Annotated in this window: 15 protein-coding genes; 8 read left to right on the forward strand and 7 right to left on the reverse strand. The window is 70.7% G+C overall.

Annotation, left to right across the window (positions count from 1 at the left end; all coding sequences use genetic code 11):
- The first annotated feature begins 80 nt into the window (after positions 1-80).
- The 4 genes from ABZ865_RS04925 (at position 81) to ABZ865_RS04940 (ending at position 5,331) form a co-directional block, all read left to right on the forward strand.
- A complete protein-coding gene (locus tag ABZ865_RS04925; RefSeq protein ID WP_361223828.1) occupies positions 81-1,712 on the forward strand; it encodes an alpha-amylase family glycosyl hydrolase in 1,632 nt (543 codons plus the stop codon).
- 93 nt (positions 1,713-1,805) lie between these two features.
- A complete protein-coding gene (locus ABZ865_RS04930; protein WP_361223831.1) occupies positions 1,806-3,137 on the forward strand; it encodes an ABC transporter substrate-binding protein in 1,332 nt (443 codons plus the stop codon).
- A gap of 8 nt (positions 3,138-3,145) precedes the next feature.
- Positions 3,146-4,495: an ABC transporter permease subunit gene (locus ABZ865_RS04935; RefSeq protein ID WP_361223833.1), complete on the forward strand. Its 1,350-nt coding sequence runs from the start codon at positions 3,146-3,148 to the stop codon at positions 4,493-4,495.
- A complete protein-coding gene (locus tag ABZ865_RS04940; protein ID WP_361223836.1) occupies positions 4,492-5,331 on the forward strand; it encodes a carbohydrate ABC transporter permease in 840 nt (279 codons plus the stop codon). The genes ABZ865_RS04935 and ABZ865_RS04940 overlap by 4 nt, the downstream gene beginning before the upstream one ends.
- A 75-nt stretch (positions 5,332-5,406) precedes the next feature.
- On the opposite strand, the gene ABZ865_RS04945 is transcribed toward ABZ865_RS04940, so the two are convergent.
- The 6 genes from ABZ865_RS04945 to tkt all read right to left on the reverse strand — a co-directional run bounded on the left by ABZ865_RS04945 (position 5,407) and on the right by tkt (position 12,647).
- Positions 5,407-5,901 (reverse strand): lamin tail domain-containing protein, encoded by a 495-nt coding sequence (locus ABZ865_RS04945; RefSeq protein WP_361223839.1) that lies wholly within the window; start codon positions 5,899-5,901, stop codon positions 5,407-5,409.
- A 135-nt stretch (positions 5,902-6,036) separates the two neighbouring features.
- Complete coding sequence (pgl, locus tag ABZ865_RS04950; RefSeq protein ID WP_361223841.1) at positions 6,037-6,819, reverse strand: 6-phosphogluconolactonase; 783 nt, start codon at positions 6,817-6,819, stop codon at positions 6,037-6,039.
- A complete protein-coding gene (opcA, locus tag ABZ865_RS04955) occupies positions 6,816-7,871 on the reverse strand; it encodes a glucose-6-phosphate dehydrogenase assembly protein OpcA (protein ID WP_361223844.1) in 1,056 nt (351 codons plus the stop codon). Before opcA ends, pgl begins: the two co-directional genes overlap by 4 nt.
- Positions 7,868-9,406, reverse strand: coding sequence for a glucose-6-phosphate dehydrogenase (gene zwf, locus ABZ865_RS04960; RefSeq protein ID WP_361223847.1), 1,539 nt, complete (start codon positions 9,404-9,406; stop codon positions 7,868-7,870). The genes opcA and zwf overlap by 4 nt, the downstream gene beginning before the upstream one ends.
- 1 nt (position 9,407) lies before the next feature.
- Positions 9,408-10,526 carry a transaldolase gene (gene tal, locus ABZ865_RS04965; RefSeq protein ID WP_361223850.1) on the reverse strand — a complete coding sequence of 373 codons (1,119 nt, stop codon included), beginning with the start codon at positions 10,524-10,526 and terminating at the stop codon, positions 9,408-9,410.
- 33 nt (positions 10,527-10,559) lie between these two features.
- Positions 10,560-12,647 carry a transketolase gene (tkt, locus tag ABZ865_RS04970; RefSeq protein WP_361223853.1) on the reverse strand — a complete coding sequence of 696 codons (2,088 nt, stop codon included), beginning with the start codon at positions 12,645-12,647 and terminating at the stop codon, positions 10,560-10,562.
- A 376-nt stretch (positions 12,648-13,023) separates the two neighbouring features.
- Between tkt and ABZ865_RS04975 the strand changes: the two genes are divergently transcribed.
- The 4 genes from ABZ865_RS04975 (at position 13,024) to ABZ865_RS04990 (ending at position 16,389) form a co-directional block, all read left to right on the forward strand.
- The gene (locus tag ABZ865_RS04975) at positions 13,024-13,980 is read left to right on the forward strand and encodes a heme o synthase (protein ID WP_361224403.1); all 957 of its coding nucleotides are present in this window, start codon (positions 13,024-13,026) and stop codon (positions 13,978-13,980) included.
- A 114-nt stretch (positions 13,981-14,094) separates the two neighbouring features.
- Positions 14,095-14,415, forward strand: coding sequence for a hypothetical protein (locus ABZ865_RS04980; protein ID WP_361223856.1), 321 nt, complete (start codon positions 14,095-14,097; stop codon positions 14,413-14,415).
- A 77-nt stretch (positions 14,416-14,492) separates the two neighbouring features.
- Positions 14,493-15,599 (forward strand): amidohydrolase family protein, encoded by a 1,107-nt coding sequence (locus tag ABZ865_RS04985; RefSeq protein WP_361223859.1) that lies wholly within the window; start codon positions 14,493-14,495, stop codon positions 15,597-15,599.
- 52 nt (positions 15,600-15,651) lie between these two features.
- The gene (locus ABZ865_RS04990) at positions 15,652-16,389 is read left to right on the forward strand and encodes a nucleotidyltransferase (protein WP_361223861.1); all 738 of its coding nucleotides are present in this window, start codon (positions 15,652-15,654) and stop codon (positions 16,387-16,389) included.
- Here ABZ865_RS04990 and ABZ865_RS04995 read toward each other — a convergent pair.
- Positions 16,344-17,363: a COX15/CtaA family protein gene (locus ABZ865_RS04995; protein WP_361223863.1), complete on the reverse strand. Its 1,020-nt coding sequence runs from the start codon at positions 17,361-17,363 to the stop codon at positions 16,344-16,346. The two genes, ABZ865_RS04990 and ABZ865_RS04995, sit on opposite strands and share 46 nt — an antisense overlap.
- Positions 17,364-17,408 lie beyond the last annotated feature (45 nt).

Raw genomic sequence — 17,408 nt, forward strand, 5'->3', positions numbered from 1 at the left:
CGTATTTGTTGCCCCAACTCCCCAGTAGCCTGCGTTCTTTTCATTGACACCCTCGCGATACACCTACATAACATGCATGCATGTTGAGTAAGCACCACTGGTGGCGCGACGCCGTCATCTACCAGGTGTACGTCCGCAGCTTCCTGGACAGCACCGGTGACGGCATCGGGGATCTGGCCGGCGTCCGGGCCGGACTGCCGTACCTGAAGAAACTGGGCGTCGACGGGATCTGGCTGAGCCCCTTCTACCCCTCGCCCCAGCACGACCACGGCTACGACGTCGCCGACTACTGCGACGTCGACCCCCTCTTCGGCGACCTCGCCGAGTTCGACCTGCTGATGGCGGCCGCCCGGCGGCTCGGCATCAAGGTGCTGCTCGACATCGTCCCCAACCACTGCTCCAGCGAGCACCCGTGGTTCCGCGAGGCACTGAACGGCGCACCCGGCAGCCCGGCCCGCGCCCGCTTCCACTTCGCCGACGGACGCGGCCCGGACGGCAGCGAGCCGCCCAACAACTGGCACGCCATGTTCGGCGGCCCCGCCTGGACCCGTGTCACGGAGGCGGACGGCCGCCCCGGCCAGTGGTACCTGCACATGTTCACGCCCGAACAGCCCGACTGGAACTGGCGCGACCCCGAGATACCCGCCGAGTTCGAGCGCGTCCTGCGCTTCTGGCTCGACCGGGGCGTCGACGGCTTCCGCATCGACGTCGCCGCCGGCCTCTACAAGCACCCCGGACTCCCCGACTCCGACGACCCCGAGGCCGACGCCCGCACCCGCGACTCCGTCAACCCGCTCGCCTGGAACCAGCCCGAGGTGCACGACGTCTGGCGGCGCTGGCGCGCGGTGTGCGAGGAGTACACGGCTCGTGACGGCCGCGAACGCCTGCTGGTCGGCGAGGTCTCCGTGCCCACCGCCCGCGAACACGCCCGCTACGTCCGCGCCGACGAACTCCACCAGGCCTTCTTCTTCGACCTGCTCGGCGCCCCCTGGGACGCCGACGCCTTCCGCAAGGTCATCTCCGAGGCCATGCAGGACATCGCCGGCACCGGCTCCACGGTCACCTGGGTCCTCAACAACCACGACCAGGTCCGCACCGTCACCCGCTACGGCGAACCCGCCCCCGGCGGCAGCGGCCTCGGCGCCGTCCGCGCCCGCGCCGCCGCGCTGCTGATGCTGGCGCTGCCCGGGGCCGCGTACATCTACCAGGGCGAGGAGCTGGGCCTGCCCGAGGTCGTCGACCTGCCCGACGACGTGCTCACCGACCCGATCTTCCACCGCACCGGAAGCCGCGCCCGTATTCGCGACGGCTGCCGCGTGCCGCTGCCCTGGTCCGGGCAGGCCTCCCCGTTCGGCTTCACCTCCGGCGCGGAGGGCGCCAAGCCCTGGCTGCCGCAGCCGTCGTACTTCGCCGAGTACGCCACCGACCGCGCCCTCGCCGACACCCGCTCCTTCTGGCACCTGTACCGCGACGGCCTCCAACTGCGGTCATCCCTGCCCCAGTTGGGCGAGGGCACGCTGCGCTGGCTGGACACCCCGCCGGGCGTCCTCGCCTTCGTCCGCGGCGACGGCCTGGTCTGCGCCGTCAACTTCACCACCGCCCCCACACCCGCGCCGGTCTCCGGCACCCCTCTGCTGTCCAGCGGGCCCTGCCCGGCCGGGGTGCTGCCCGGCTCGACGGCGGCCTGGTGGCTGAGCGACACCCACCTCTGAATCCCCGTCAACTCCCACCCCGGAACCACCCCGGCATCCCCGGTATCCCCGCCATCCCCGGCATCTCCAGCATCTCCTGAAGGGACATCAACGATGATGCGACGCCGTACGACCCTGCTCACGAGTTGCACCGCCCTCGCCCTCACCCTCGGCGCGACCGCCTGCGGCGGCGGCCCGGTGAGCGCGGGCGGTGGTGACAAGGAACTCAGCGGCCAGACGGTCACCGTGGCCGGTGTCTGGTCCGGCAGCGAGCAGAAGAACTTCCAGAAGGTGCTGGACGCGTTCACCGCGAAGACCGGCGCCAAGACCCAGTTCGTGTCCACCGGCGACAACGTCTCCACGGTCGTCGGCAGCAAGATCGAGGGCGGCAACGCGCCCGACGTCGTGATGGTCCCGCAGGTCGGCGTGCTCCAGCAGTTCGCGAAGCAGGGCTGGCTCAAGCCCCTGTCCGCCACCGCCCAGCAGACCATCACCGCCGACTACGCCCCCGTCTGGAAGACGTACGGCAGTGTCGACGGCACCCTCTACGGCCTCTACTTCAAGGCCGCCCACAAGTCGACCGTCTGGTACAGCCCCGACGCCCTCGCCCAGGCCGGCGTCAAGCCGCCCACGACGTACGACGAGATGCTCAAGGCGGGGCACACCGTCTCCGACTCCGGCCTCGCCGCCTTCGCCGTCGCCGGGCAGGACGGCTGGACCCTCACCGACTGGTTCGAGAACATCTACCTCTCCCAGGCCGGCCCCGAGAAGTACGACGCCCTCGCCGCCCACAAGCTGAAGTGGACGGACCCCTCGGTCGTCACGGCGCTCACCACCCTCGGCAAGCTGTTCAAGGACAAGCAGCTGATCGCGGGCGGCCAGAAGGAGGCCCTCAACACCGACTTCCCGGGCTCGGTGGAGAAGGTCTTCGGGCCCAAGCCCAAGGCCGGCATGGTGTACGAGGGCGACTTCGTCGCCGGTGTCGCCCACGACCAGTTCCAGAAGACCATCGGCAAGGACGCGAACTTCTTCCCGTTCCCGGCGGTCGGCGGCGGCACGGCACCGGTGGTCAGCGGCGGCGACGCGGCCGTCGTCCTCAAGGACGGCAAGAACGCCAAGGCCGGCATGAAGCTCCTGGAGTACCTGGCCACCCCGGAGGCGGCCGCCGTGTGGGCGAAGGCGGGCGGCTTCCTGTCCCCGAACAAGAAGCTCGACCTCGCCTCCTACGGCGACGACGTCACCCGCGCCACCGCGAAGTCCCTCGTCTCCGCCGGGGACGCGAACTCGGTCCGCTTCGACATGTCCGACCAGGCACCGGCGGCCTTCGGCGGCACCAAGGGCGCCGGCGAGTGGAAGCTCCTGCAGGACTTCCTGCGCGACCCGTCCGACCCGAAGGGCACAGCGGCGAAGCTGGAGTCCGCGGCGGCCAAGGCCTACCAGGGCTGAGCGGAACCATGACCGCCACGCTCGCACACAAAGAGGCGAACCCGCGGGCCGCAGGCGCGGCCCGCGGGCGCCGCGGCCGGCGGCGCGCCCGGACCGTCGCGCTGCTCTTCGTCTTCCCCGCCCTGCTCCTGCTCGGCGCCCTCGTCGTCTACCCGGTGCTGTTCTCCGTCGGCCGCAGCTTCTTCGACGCCTCCGGCACCCGGTTCGTCGGCGGCGACAACTACACCGAGATGTTCCGCGACCCCGCGACGCTGAAGGCCATCCGGAACACCACCATCTGGGTGGTCGTGGCCCCGGCCCTGCTGACCGGGCTCGGCCTGATCCTGGCCGTCCTGGTGGAGAAGGTCCGCTGGGCCACCGCCTTCAAGCTGCTGCTGTTCATGCCGATGGCGGTGTCCTTCCTCGCCGCCGGCATCATCTTCCGGCTCGCCTACGACGAGGACCCGGACAAGGGCGTCCTCAACGCGGCCGTGGTCTCCGTCCACGACGCGTTCAGCGGCACGTCGTCGTACCCGACCGCACGCGGCCGCGCGGGCCTGCTGGCTCAGGACCGGGACGGCTCGTACCGTACGACTGCCTCCGTCGGCCACTCGGTGGCGCTTCCGATCGTCGGCGTCCTGCCCAAGGACCTTCCGGCGGGAGCCCGGCCCGCCTACGGCGCGGCCTCCCGCACGGCGCCCGCGGGCGAGGTGCGCGGTGTCGTCTACCTGGACTTCACCCCGGGCGGGGGAGGGAAGCAGGGGGTGGTCGACCCGAAGGAGAGCGGCCTGCCCGGCATGAAGGTCCAGGCCCTGCGCGACGGCCGGACCGTTGCGAGCACGACCACCGCGTCCGACGGCTCCTTCCGCTTCCCCGGGCTGTCCGCCGGCTCGTACACCGTGAAGCTGCCCGCGTCGAACTTCGCCCCGCCCTACCAGGGCGTCTCCTGGCTCGGCCCGACGCTCGTCACCCCGGCGATCATCGGCGCGTACCTGTGGATCTGGACGGGCTTCGCGATGGTGCTGATCGGCGCGGGCCTCGCGACCCTGCCCCGGGACGCGCTGGAGGCGGCCCGGATGGACGGGGCGAACGAGTGGCAGATCTTCCGCCGCATCACGGTCCCGCTGCTGGCCCCCGTCCTCACGGTCGTCTTCGTGACCCTCGTGATCAACGTGATGAAGGTCTTCGACCTCGTCTACATCATCGCGCCGGGGCCCGTGCAGGAGGACGCCACCGTCCTGGCCACCCAGATGTGGCTGGTGTCCTTCGGCGGCGGCAACAACCAGGGGCTCGGCAGTGCGCTGGGCGTGCTGCTCCTGCTCCTGGTGATCCCCGCGATGGTCTTCAACGTCCGCCGTTTCCGAAGGAGCCAGCGATGAACGTGCTCAGGCGCGGGTTGGGCAACGGCCTGGTGCAGGCCTTCCTGGTGGTGGTCGGCCTGGTCTGGCTGACTCCGCTGGCGGGGCTGTTCCTCTCCTCGATGCGGTCGGCGCAGGACACCGCGAAGGGCGGCTGGTGGACGGTGTTCGCCAGCCCCGGCCAGCTGTCCTTCGACAACTACACGGCGCTGCTGAAGAACGCCGGGATCACCCAGGCCTTCTGGAACACCGTGCTGATCTCCGTCCCGGCCACCACCCTGGTCGTCGTCATCGCGGCCCTCGCCGGGTACGCCTTCGCGTGGCTGGACTTCCCCGGCCGCGAGCCGCTCTTCCTGCTGGTGGTGGCCCTGCTGGTGGTGCCGGTCCAGATCGGCCTGCTCCCGGTGGCCAAACTCTTCGGGCAGCTCGGCCTGTTCGGCACGATCCCCGGTGTCGTCCTCTTCCACGTCGCCTACGGCCTGCCGTTCGCGGTGTTCCTGCTGCGGAACTACTTCGCCGAGATGCCGAAGGAGATGCTGGAGGCCGCGCGGATGGACGGCGGCAGCGAGTGGCGCATCTTCACCCGCCTCGTCCTGCCGGTGGGCCGGCCCGCCATCGCCAGCCTCGCCATCTTCCAGTTCCTGTGGGTCTGGAACGACATGCTGGTCGCCCTGCTCTTCGCGGACAGCTCATCCCAGCCGCTGACCGTCGAACTCCAGTCCCAGATCCGCCAGTTCGGCAGCAACATCGACGTCCTTGCGCCGGGTGCGTTCCTGTCGCTGATCGTGCCGGTCGTGGTGTTCTTCGCCTTCCAGCGGCACTTCGTGCAGGGGGTGATGGCTGGCTCGGTCAAGTAGGGAGCCGTGGGGGCGAGCACCGTGAGGTCTTACGCCCCCCGCCGCCCCCGCCCTTCCCGCCGGGACGGCTCGGCGTCAGCCGTGGAAGGTGATGTAACCGTTGCCGTCACGGTCGTCGTGGGACTTGGTGTAGGCGTGGGTGTCCGCGTGGGCCCCGGACGGCTTGTACAGGTAGATGGTGTCCTTGTCGTTGTTCCACATGAAGTTGCAGTTCTGGCGGTAGACGACGTTGTCGGCGTCCGAGTCGGTGCCGTGGCCGCCGCGCAGCTTCACGTAGTCGCCGGGCTGGAGGTAGTGGTTCGACGGGAAGGCGAACCGGTTGCCGGCGGCGTCCTTGACGACGTAGCCCTTCAGGTTCACGGTCGTGCTGTGCGAGTAGTTCTTGATCGTCAGGTACTCGTCGCGGGTGTTGCCCGTACGGCAGTTGTTGGAGTCCCGCCCCGGCGCGTCGTACTGGGCGCCCTTGATCTTCAGGGCGGAGGAGTACTCGGTGGCCTGGGCCGGGGCCGCGACGACGACGGCGAGCGTTCCGGCCGTGACAGCGGTGGCGAGCGCGAAACGTATACGCATGAGGTCCCCCCTCGGTGGTGCGGATGCAGCGCCAGGAGCTTACACAGAAGTTGAGCGTTGCACGGATTTTTCGTGCAGAAACTGTGAAGCTCCGTCGGGGGGACCTCAGTGGTTTCTCAGTGGTACCTCAGCGGTTCACGGCGAAGCCGGCGGGTACAGCGAGCGCGGCAGGTCCGCGGCCGCGGCCGAGTCCAGCAGCCACAGGGTGCGCCGGCGGCCGTACGCGCCCGCTGCCGGAGCCTGGACCTCGCCCGCGCCCGAGAGGGCGATGGCCGCGGCCCGGGCCTTGTCCTCGCCGGCCGCGAGGAGCCAGACCTCACGGGCCGAGCGGATCGCAGGCAGGGTGAGGGAGACCCGGGTCGGCGGGGGCTTGGGGGCGCCGTGGACGCCGACCACCGTGCGCTCCGTCTCACGGACCGCCGGCAGCTCCGGGAAGAGCGAGGCCACGTGGGTGTCCGGGCCGACGCCCAGCAGCAGCACGTCGAAGGACGGCACGCTGCTGTGGTTCTCCGGCCCGGCCGCCTTGGCCAGCTCCGCCGCGTACGCCTCCGCCGCCGCGTCCACGTCCGCACCGTACGGCCCGTCCGACGCGGGCATCGGATGCACGCGTGCCGGGTCCAGCGGTACGGCGTCCAGCAGGGCCGCGCGGGCCTGCGTGTCGTTGCGCTCCGGGTCGCCCTCGGGGAGGTAGCGCTCGTCGCCCCACCACAGCTCCAGGCGGCTCCAGTCGACGGCGTCCCGGGCGGGGGACGCCGCCAGCGCGGCCAGCAGGCCGTTGCCGTTGCGGCCGCCGGTGAGGACCACGGACGCATGGCCCCGGGAGGCCTGCGCGTCCACGATCTTCGTGATCAGCCGGGCCGCGGCGGCCTGCGCCATCAGCTCCTTGTCGCGGTGCACGACCAGCTGGGGAGTGCTCACTTCGTCGTCGCCTTCTTCGCCGGGGCCTTCCTGGCCGCCGTCTTCTTCGCGGGCGCCTTCGCGGCCTTCGCCGCCGGTTCAGCCCCTGCGGACCCGGCGGCCGGTTCCGCGGCAGCCGCCTCCGGGACCGTGGCCAGCCGTTCCACGCCGTAGCGCAGTGCCGAGGCGTAGGTGTCGTCCGGGTCGAGCCGGCGCAGCTCCTCCGCGATCAGCTCGGCGGTGTCCCGCCGCTTGAGCGCCACCGCGCGGGCCGGCTGGCCCTCGATGGACAGGGTGGCCAGCGAGCCGTCCGCCCGGTCCAGGGCGATCGGGCCACAGCTGGTGTCCATGCGGACGGCCGTCAGACCCGGGCCCGAGGACAGGGTGCGCCGCACGGGCACGTCCAGCCGGTCCGCGAGCCACATCGCCAGCAGCTCGCAGCTCGGGTTGAACTCCTCGCCCTCCACCTCGACGGTCCGCACCTCGCAGACCACCTGGTCCAGGGCCGCCGCCAGCATCGAGCGCCACGGCGTGATCCGGGTCCAGGACAGGTCGGTGTCACCGGGCGTGTAGGCCGCCGCGCGGGCCGACAGCTCCCGCACCGGCTGCTCGGCGGCATAGGTGTCGGTGACCCGGCGCTGGGCCAGCGCGCCCAGCGGGTCCTGGGCCGGGTCCAGCGGGGCGTTCACCGGCCACCACACCACGACCGGGGCGTCCGGCAGCAGCAGCGGCAGCGCGACCGAGTCGGCGTGGTCGGCGACCTCGCCGTACAGCCGCAGGATGGCCGTCTCGCCGGTGCCCGCGTCCGCGCCCACCCGCACCTCGGCGTCCAGCCGCGAGGAGGTGCGGTCGCGCGGGGAGCGGGAGACGCGCTTGATGACCACGAGCGTGCGCGAGGGGTGCTCGCGCGACGCGTCGTTGGCGGCCTTCAGGGCGTCGTAGGCGTTCTCCTCGTCGGTGACGATGACGAGGGTGAGGACCATGCCGACGGCCGGGGTGCCGATGGCACGCCGGCCCTGCACGAGCGCCTTGTTGATCTCGCCGGCGGTGGTGTCGGTCAGGTCTATCTTCATGGCCGGCGCCAGCTCCGTCCGTCTCGTGCGAGCATCTCGTCCGCCTCGGCAGGGCCCCAGGTGCCCGACTTGTACTGCGCGGGTCTGCCGTGCCGGTCCCAGTACTCCTCGATCGGGTCGAGGATCTCCCAGGACAGCTCGACCTCCTCGGTGCGCGGGAACAGGTTGGCGTCGCCCAGCAGCACGTCCAGGATCAGCCGCTCGTACGCCTCCGGGCTCGACTCCGTGAACGACTCGCCGTAGGCGAAGTCCATGGACACGTCCCGGATCTCCATCGAGGTGCCCGGCACCTTGGAGCCGAAGCGGACCGTGATGCCCTCGTCGGGCTGGACGCGGATGACGATCGCGTTCTGGCCCAGCTCCTCCGTCGCCGTGTGGTCGAAGGGGGAGTGCGGCGCGCGCTGGAAGACGACCGCGATCTCGGTCACGCGGCGGCCCAGCCGCTTGCCGGTGCGCAGATAGAAGGGGACGCCCGCCCAGCGGCGGTTGTCGATCTCCAGCTTGATCGCGGCGTACGTGTCGGTCTTCGACTTCGGGTCGATGCCCTCCTCTTCGAGGTAGCCGGTGACCTTCTCGCCGCCCTGCCAGCCCGCCGCGTACTGGCCGCGTACAGTGCTGCGGCCCAGGTCCTTCGGCAGCCGGACGGCACCGAGCACCTTGGTCTTCTCCGCGGCCAGCGCATCCGCGTCGAAGGAGGCCGGTTCCTCCATCGCGGTCAGCGCGAGGAGCTGGAGCAGGTGGTTCTGGATGACGTCACGGGCGGCGCCGATGCCGTCGTAGTAGCCGGCGCGGCCGCCGATGCCGATGTCCTCGGCCATGGTGATCTGGACGTGGTCCACGAAGGACCGGTTCCAGACCGGCTCGAACATCGTGTTGGCGAAGCGCAGCGCCAGGATGTTCTGGACCGTCTCCTTGCCGAGGTAGTGGTCGATCCGGAACACCTGGTCCGGGGTGAACACCTCGTGCACGACCTTGTTCAGCTCCTCGGCCGACTCCAGGTCGTGGCCGAACGGCTTCTCGATGACCGCGCGCCGCCAGGAACCCCCGGTCTGCTCGGCCAGGCCGTGCTTCTTCAGCTGCTGGATGACGACGGGGAACGAGCGCGGCGGCACCGACAGGTAGAAGGCGAAGTTGCCGCCCGTGCCCTGGGCCTTGTCCAGCTCCTCGATGGTGGCGCGCAGCCGCTCGAACGCGTCGTCGTCGTCGAAGGTGCCCTGGACGAAGCGCATCCCCTGGATGAGCTGCTGCCAGACCTCCTCACGGAACGGCGTACGGGCGTGCGCCTTGACGGCGTCGTGGACCTCGGCGGCGAAGTCCTCGTTCTCCCACTCACGGCGGGCGAAGCCCACCAGCGAGAAGCCCGGCGGGAGCAGACCCCGGTTGGCGAGGTCGTACACCGCGGGCATCAGCTTCTTGCGGGACAGGTCGCCCGTGACGCCGAAGATCACCAGGCCCGACGGCCCCGCGATGCGCGGGAGCCGTCGGTCGGCGGGGTCACGAAGCGGGTTCGCTCCGGAACCGGAAAGCGGTGACAAGTCAGTCCTCCGCGGGCACGAGGCGCTTGAGCTCCGCCTCGGTGGACTTCAGCAGGTCGATCCAGGACGCCTCGAACTTCTCGACGCCCTCGTCCTCCAGCACCTGGACGACGTCGTCGTAGGAGATCCCGAGCTTCTCGAGCGCGTCGAGGTCGGCACGGGCCTGCTCGTAGGTGCCGGCGACGGTGTCACCGGTGATCTGGCCGTGGTCGTCGGTGGCCTCGAGGGTGGCCTCCGGCATGGTGTTGACCGTGTTCGGCGCGACCAGCTCGGTGACGTACATGGTGTCGGGGTAGGCCGGGTCCTTGACACCGGTCGACGCCCACAGCGGACGCTGCTTGTTGGCGCCCGCCTTGTCCAGCGCCTGCCAGCGGTCGGAGGAGAAGACCTCCTCGTACGCCTGGTAGGCGAGGCGCGCGTTGGCGACGGCGGCCTTGCCGCGCAGCGCCTTGGCCTCGTCGGTGCCGAGGGCGTCCAGACGCTTGTCGATCTCGGTGTCCACGCGGGACACGAAGAAGGACGCGACGGAGCGGATCAGCGAGAGGTCCAGGCCGCGCTCCTTGGCCTTCTCCAGGCCGGAGAGGTAGGCGTCCATGACCGCGCGGTAGCGCTCCAGCGAGAAGATCAGCGTGACGTTGACGCTGATGCCGAGGCCGATCACCTCGGTGATGGCCGGCAGACCCGCCTTGGTGGCCGGGATCTTGATCAGGGTGTTCGGGCGGTCCACCAGCCAGGCCAGCTGCTTGGCCTCGGCGACGGTGGCCCGGGTGTTGTGGGCCAGGCGCGGGTCGACCTCGATGGAGACCCGGCCGTCCTGGCCGCCGGTCGCGTCGAAGACGGGACGCAGGATGTCGGCGGCGTCGCGGACGTCCGCCGTGGTGATCATGCGGATGGCCTCGTCCACGGTGACCTTGCGGGCGGCGAGGTCGGCGAGCTGCTGCTCGTAGCCGTCACCGCTGCTGATCGCCTTCTGGAAGATCGTCGGGTTGGTGGTGACGCCCACGACGTGCTGCTGGTCGATCAGTTCGGCGAGGTTGCCGGACGTGATCCGCTTGCGCGACAGGTCGTCCAGCCAGATCGCGACGCCTTCTTCGGAGAGGCGCTTGAGTGCGTCTGTCATGGAATTACATCTCCTACGTGTCGTATATGAGCGTCAGCGCTGGGCGGCGGCGAGGGATTCCCGGGCCTGGGCCGCCACGTTCTCGGCGGTGAAGCCGTACTCGCGGAAGAGGACCTTGCCGTCGGCGGAGGCACCGAAGTGCTCCAGGGAGACGATGCGGCCGGCGTCCCCGACGTACTTGTGCCAGGTCAGGCCGATGCCCGCCTCCACGGCGACCCGGGCCCTGACCGACGGCGGCAGCACGGAGTCCCGGTACCCCTGGTCCTGCTGCTCGAACCACTCCACGGACGGCATGGACACCACCCGCGTGGGCACGCCCTCGGCCTGCAGCTGCTCGCGCGCCTCGACGGCCACGTGCACCTCGGAACCGGTGGCGATCAGGATGACCTGCGCGTCGCCGCCCTCCGCCTCGGCCAGCACGTAACCACCGCGCGCGGCGTCGTCGTTGGGCTCGTACGTGGGCACGCCCTGGCGGGTCAGCACCAGGCCGTGCGGCTGGCCCTTGCCGAACTCCTTCGTCCAGCGCTTGAGGATCTCGCGCCAGGCGATGGCGGTCTCGTTGGCGTCGGCCGGGCGCACGATGTTCAGACCGGGGATCGCGCGCAGCGAGGCCAGGTGCTCGACCGGCTGGTGCGTCGGGCCGTCCTCGCCGAGGCCGATCGAGTCGTGCGTCCACACGTACGTCGTCGGCACGTGCATCAGGGCCGACAGGCGCACCGCGTTGCGCATGTAGTCGGAGAAGACGAGGAAGGTGCCGCCGTACACCCGGGTGTTGCCGTGCAGGGTGATGCCGTTCATCTCCGCGGCCATCGCGAACTCGCGGATGCCGAAGTGGATGGTGCGGCCGTACGGGTTGGCCTCGGGCAGCGGGTTGCCCTCCGGCAGGAAGGAGCTGTCCTTGTCGATGGTCGTGTTGTTCGACCCCGCGAGGTCGGCGGAGCCGCCCCACAGCTCGGGGATGACCGCGCCGAGCGCCTGCAGCACCTTGCCGGAGGCGGCACGGGTCGCGATGCCCTTGCCCGTCTCGAAGACCGGGATCTTCTCCTCCCAGCCGGTGGGCAGCTCCTCCTTGCTGATGCGGTCGAACTCGGCGGCGCGCTCCGGGTTGTTGTCCCGCCACTCCTGGAAGGACTTCTCCCACTCCGCCTTGGCCTCGCGGCCGCGCTCCAGGGCCCCGCGGGTGTGGGCGAGCACCTCGTCCTCGACCGCGAAGGACTTCGTGTCGTCGAAGCCGAGGACGCGCTTGGTCGCGGCGACCTCGTCGTCGCCGAGCGCCGAGCCGTGCGCGGCCTCGGTGTTCTGGGCGTTCGGGGCGGGCCAGGCGATGATCGAGCGCATCGCGATGAAGGACGGCCGGTCGGTGACCGCCTTGGCCTTCTGGATGGCCGCGTAGATCGCCTCGGGGTCCAGGTCGCCGGTCGGCTTGGCCTCGACGCGCTGCACGTGCCAGCCGTAGGCCTCGTACCGCTTGCACGTGTCCTCGGAGACGGCCGTCTCGGTGTCGCCCTCGATCGAGATGTGGTTGTCGTCCCACAGCATGATCAGGTTGCCGAGCTTCTGGTGACCGGCCAGCGAGGACGCCTCGGCGGAGATGCCCTCCTGCAGGCAGCCGTCACCGGCGATGCAGTAGATGTAGTGGTCGAACGGGGACGTGCCCTCGGGGGCGTCCGGGTCGAACAGACCACGCTCGAAACGTGAGGCCATCGCCATGCCCACCGCGTTGGCCACACCCTGGCCCAGCGGGCCGGTGGTGGTCTCGACGCCCTTGGTGTGCCCGTACTCCGGGTGGCCCGGCGTCTTCGAGCCCCACGTGCGGAAGGACTCCAGGTCCTCCAGCTCCAGGCCGAAGCCGGCCAGGTAGAGCTGCGTGTAGAGCGTCAGCGACGAGTGTCCGGCGGACAGGACGAAGCGGTCACGGCCCACCCACTCCGGGTCGGCCGGGTCGTGGCGCATCACCTTCTGGAAGAGGGTGTAGGCGGCCGGGGCCAGGCTCATCGCCGTACCGGGATGGCCGTTGCCGACCTTCTGTACGGCGTCGGCGGCCAGGACACGGGCGGTGTCCACGGCCCGCTGGTCGAGCTCGGTCCAGTCAAGGTCTGTGGTGGTCGGCTTGGTGCTCACCCTGGTTCAGGGCTCCTCTCCACATGTCGGTCGCCGGTCGTCGGGGCATACGCCCACCCGGCCGCCGGTGCACTTCTGCCCACCGGCCGGGTTGAGCCTACCCCCGTCAGGACGTGCGTTTTTTCGAGTCATTCCAGACTGCCGGGCATCCGTGCGATCCGCCTCCCGACTGGCCGACAACGCATTCGGCACATGAATACGGAGCCGCTCATCTGACCGCTCAATCGAGCTCCAGGACCCCTCTTATGCGACGTCCGCCAACACGACCCCACCCCCGCGAAGGCCGGGGTATGGGCAACGTCTAAAGTGGCGTGGTACGCGCGAGCCTTTACCGGGTCTTCATACGGGGAGGCTTGCTGGGATGTCTCTGTCAGGGGTGTACGTGACGGCCGTCGAATCCCGTCCAGTGGGCTCGCTCGATGGTGCGAGCCAGGGCCCGGTTCACCGGCCGTTCGGGGCCCGTGTCAAGGCCTTCGTGGCGCTGACCAAGCCGCGGATCATCGAGCTGCTGCTCATCACCACCGTTCCGGTGATGTTCCTGGCGCAGCAGGGTGTGCCCGACCTGGGGCTGGTCCTGCTGACCTGCGTCGGCGGCTACCTCTCCGCGGGCGGCGCCAACGCGCTGAACATGTACATCGACCGGGACATCGACGCCCTGATGGACCGCACCTCGCAGCGGCCGCTGGTGACCGGCATGGTCAGCCCGCGCGAGTGCCTGGCCTTCGGTATCACGCTGGCGGTCGTCTCGACGCTGCTGTTCGGATTCACCGTCAACTGGCTGAGCGCCTGGCTGTCACTCGGAGCGCTCCTTTTCTACGTCGTCGTCTACACGATGATTCTCAAGCGGCGTACGTCGCAGAACATCGTGTGGGGCGGCATCGCCGGCTGCCTCCCGGTGCTGATCGGCTGGTCCTCCGTCACGAACTCGATGTCGTGGGCGCCGATCGTCCTCTTCCTCGTCATGTTCTTCTGGACGCCGCCGCACTACTGGCCGCTGTCCATGAAGGTCAAGGAGGACTACGCGCGCGTGGGCGTGCCGATGCTCCCGGTCATCGCCTCCAACAAGGTGGTCGCCCGGCAGATCGTCATCTACAGCTGGGTGATGGTCGCCGTCTCCCTGCTGCTCACGCCGCTGGGATACACCGGCTGGTTCTACACGGTGGTCGCGCTCGCGGCCGGCGGCTTCTGGCTCTGGGAGGCGCACGGGCTGCAGAACCGGGCGAAGGCCGAGGTGACCGGGGCCAAGCTCAAGGAGATGCGCCTCTTCCACTGGTCGATCACCTATGTGTCGATCCTCTTCCTCGCGGTCGCGGTGGACCCGTTCCTGCGCTGAGCGGACATCGAGGACGTCGGCGGACGTCGACGGACATCGGCGGGAGGGGTGCGTGGTCAAGGCCACGCACCCCTCCCGTCGCCGTTTGATCTACCGCTGAGTAGCATCCTGGCCATGGCAGACACGCAGCAGGTTGACCCGAAGGCCGAGCGCAAGGCGGCCAAGCTCGCCCACCAGATCAGCACCTTCGCGAAGGCGCACGGCGGCGCCGAGGGCCAGGTGGCCTACATCGGCGAGCGCGGCGCCCGGATCGCCCTGGTCGGCGAGGACGGTGAGTGGGGCAACCTGGTGGCCCCCACCATGGAGATCGCCGAGCAGGCGGTCAAGAAGTCCGGCATCACCGTCCACGAGTCCTTCGACGGCGAGTTCGCGGCGAAGGTGAAGACGGGGCGCTACGAGTGGAAGCGGATGGCCGGTATCCAGATCGGCGGCTGAACGGCCGACCGCGACCTCACACCCGGTTCACCCGTTAGGAGACGTGTCAGGCAGCAGCGTCCTCACGGGGAGCCCGGATGATCGAAACGCCGTCCCTCGTGGACCAGTACTGCCATGGCGTACTGCGGACGGAGCTGGGCCTCGGCACCTTCGAGGCCCAGCTGGCACGGACCGAGGGACCGCCCGCACCGGGCACCACCCTCTTCGACACGCAGACCGGCTTCGCCGTGCGGCGCTGGTGCCCGCCCCTCCTCGGCCTGGAACCGCACTGCGCGCCCGCCCGCTATCTGGCCCGGCGCCGCGAACTGGGCGTCCTGGAAGCGGGCCGCCGGCTGCTGCGGGGCAGCGGCATCACCACCTACCTGGTCGACACGGGCCTGCCCGGTGACCTCACCGGCCCCGCCGAGATGGCCTCCGCCGGGGACGCCGAGGCCCGCGAGATCGTCCGGCTGGAACTCCTCGCCGAGCAGGTCGCCGACACCTCCGGCACCGTCGAGTCCTTCCTCGCCAACCTCGCCGAATCCGTGCACGGGGCTGCCGGGCAGGCGGTCGCCTTCACCTCCGTGGCCGGGCTCCGCAACGGCCTGGCTCTCGCGCCCGAGCCGCCGGGACCGGGCGAGGTGCGGGGCGCGGCCGGCCGCTGGCTGGCCGGGCGGCGGGTCGGCGGCGCACTGTCCGACCCCGTGCTGCTGCGGCACCTGCTGTGGATCGCGGTCGCCTCCGGGCTGCCCCTCCAACTGCACGCCGGGCTGGGCGAGCCGGGCTCCCGCATCGACCGCACGGACCCGGTGCTGCTCAGCGACTTCGTGCGGGCCACCGCGGGCCTCGGCACGGACCTGATCCTGCTGCACGGCTACCCGTACCACCGCCACGCCGCCCACCTGGCCGGTGTCTTCCCGCACGTGTACGCCGACTCGGGGGCGGCCCTCGTCCGCACCGGCGCCGGCGCGGCCACCGTCCTCGCCGAGATCTTGGAGCTGGCCCCCTTCGGCAAGATCCTCTTCTCCAGCGGCGCCCACGGCCTGCCCGAGCTGCACGTCGTCGGCGCCCGCCTGTTCCGCGAGGCGCTGGGCCGGGTGCTGGGCACCTGGGTCGCCGAGGGCGCGTGGTCCCTGACGGACGCCCAGCGGGTGGCCCGCATGGTCGCGTCGGACAACGCACGGCGGGTGTACGGCCTGCGGTGACGCACGGACGAGGGGATGTACGGCAGGGCGGCCGGTGTCCAAGACTGGGGCGATGCCGACCGACGCGCTCCTCGACCGCTTCCTGCACGGCCTCGCGCCGTTACGACCGCTCGCCGTCTGGGCCCACGGCTCCCTGGCCGGCGGGGACTACCAGGAGGGCCGCAGCGACCTGGACCTCATCGCGGTGCTGCCCGACGCCATCGGCGTCGGAACCGTGCGGCGGACGGTGACGCTGCACCGCCGGCTGCGCACCGAACCGCTCGCCGCGAAGCTGCACTGCAGCTATCTCACCCCGGCCACGCTCGCCGACCCGGGCCGCGCGCACCTGACCTGGGCGCACGGACACGTGATGCGCCGCCCGGTCACCCCCGTCACCCGGCGCGAGCTGCACGACTTCGGCCGGGTGCTGCACGGCGAGGCGCCGGGCGCCCTGCTTCCGGAGGTGCCGGACGCGCAGCTCCACGGCTTCGTCGTACAGGACCAGCGCGACTTCTGGCGGCCCGCGGTCGACAAGGCGCGGCTTTGGCGGCAGGACGTCTGGGTCGACCTGGGGCTGCTGACCTTCGCCCGGGCCACCGTCACCCTGCGCGAGGGGCGGCTGATCTCCAAACGGGAGGCCCTGGACGAGCTGACCCGGCTGGATGCCCCCGCAGACGTCGTCGAGGACATACGGCACAGGCGGTACGGGCGTCCCGCGCCGTCGGCCGACTGCTGGCTCGTCCGCCGTGCCGGGCTGACCCGGGGCTACCTGGGCCCGGCGATCGACGAACTCGTGGCGGCGTACGCCTGATCCGGCAGCGGGACCTCCAGCGCCGGCCGTTCCCGGAGCGACAGCAGGACGCGCAGGACGCCGATCCACACCAGGCAGGAGCCGAACATGTGGAGGCCGACGAGGAGCTCGGGCAGGTGCGTGAAGTACTGGACGTAGCCGATGACGCCCTGGCCGAGCAGGATCAGGAAGAGTTCGCGGGTGCGGTCGAGGGGGCCCTTGGGGGCGTCGACCGCCTTCAGCACGAACCAGAGCGCGAACGTCAGCGTGACCACGATCCAGGCGAGCACCGCGTGCAGCTTGGAGACGGTCTCCCAGTCGATGTGGATCCGGTCCACCTCGCTGGAGTCGCCCGCGTGCGGGCCGGCCCCGGTCACCACCGTGCCGACCGCGATGAGCAGCACGGACGCGGCCACCAGGAACCACACCAGCTGCTGCACGGCCTTGCCGACCAGCGGCCGCGGCGCCCCGTCGCCCTCCCGGGCGCGCTGCCACGTCAGCGTGGCGACGGCGATCAGCGCCGAGGAGAGCAGGAAGTGCGCGGCGACCGTGTACGGGTTCAGGCCGACCAGGACGACGATGCCGCCGAGCACCGCGTTGCCCATGACCACCCAGAACTGCGCCCAGCCCAGCCGGGTCAGGCTCCGCCGCCAGGGCTTCTCGGAGCGCGCGGCGATGATGGCCCAGCCGACGGCCGCGCACAGCACGTAGGTCAGCATGCGGTTGCCGAACTCGATGACCCCGTGGAAGCCCATGGCCTCGGTGGTGGTCAGTGAGTCGTCGGTGCAGGTCGGCCAGGTCGGGCAGCCGAGGCCCGAGCCGGTCAGGCGGACGGCGCCACCGGTGATCACGATGATCACCGACATGACGAGCGCGGCGAGGGCCGCCCGGCGGACGGTCCGGGGTTCCGGGGTCCAGCGTTCGGCGATGAAGGCGAGCGGGTTGCGCAGGGCCGCTACGGCGTCGGCGCGGGTCAGCTTTGGCACGTGCACCATCGTAGGCCGCCGCTTGTGCACGCTTTCACGAGGGGCCCGTTCCGG

This window comes from Streptomyces sp. NPDC047085 (genome assembly GCF_040643735.1).
Classification (GTDB): Bacteria; Actinomycetota; Actinomycetes; order Streptomycetales; family Streptomycetaceae; genus Streptomyces.

Coding starts and splice junctions, on each gene's coding strand:
- ABZ865_RS04925 (WP_361223828.1), top strand. CDS start 81: ATGTTGAGTAAGCACCACTGGTGGCGCGACGCCGTCATCTACCAGGTG.
- ABZ865_RS04930 (WP_361223831.1), top strand. CDS start 1,806: ATGATGCGACGCCGTACGACCCTGCTCACGAGTTGCACCGCCCTCGCC.
- ABZ865_RS04935 (WP_361223833.1), top strand. CDS start 3,146: ATGACCGCCACGCTCGCACACAAAGAGGCGAACCCGCGGGCCGCAGGC.
- ABZ865_RS04940 (WP_361223836.1), top strand. CDS start 4,492: ATGAACGTGCTCAGGCGCGGGTTGGGCAACGGCCTGGTGCAGGCCTTC.
- ABZ865_RS04945 (WP_361223839.1), bottom strand. CDS start 5,901: ATGCGTATACGTTTCGCGCTCGCCACCGCTGTCACGGCCGGAACGCTC.
- opcA (WP_361223844.1), bottom strand. CDS start 7,871: ATGAAGATAGACCTGACCGACACCACCGCCGGCGAGATCAACAAGGCG.
- tal (WP_361223850.1), bottom strand. CDS start 10,526: ATGACAGACGCACTCAAGCGCCTCTCCGAAGAAGGCGTCGCGATCTGG.
- ABZ865_RS04980 (WP_361223856.1), top strand. CDS start 14,095: ATGGCAGACACGCAGCAGGTTGACCCGAAGGCCGAGCGCAAGGCGGCC.
- ABZ865_RS04985 (WP_361223859.1), top strand. CDS start 14,493: ATGATCGAAACGCCGTCCCTCGTGGACCAGTACTGCCATGGCGTACTG.
- ABZ865_RS04990 (WP_361223861.1), top strand. CDS start 15,652: ATGCCGACCGACGCGCTCCTCGACCGCTTCCTGCACGGCCTCGCGCCG.
- ABZ865_RS04995 (WP_361223863.1), bottom strand. CDS start 17,363: ATGGTGCACGTGCCAAAGCTGACCCGCGCCGACGCCGTAGCGGCCCTG.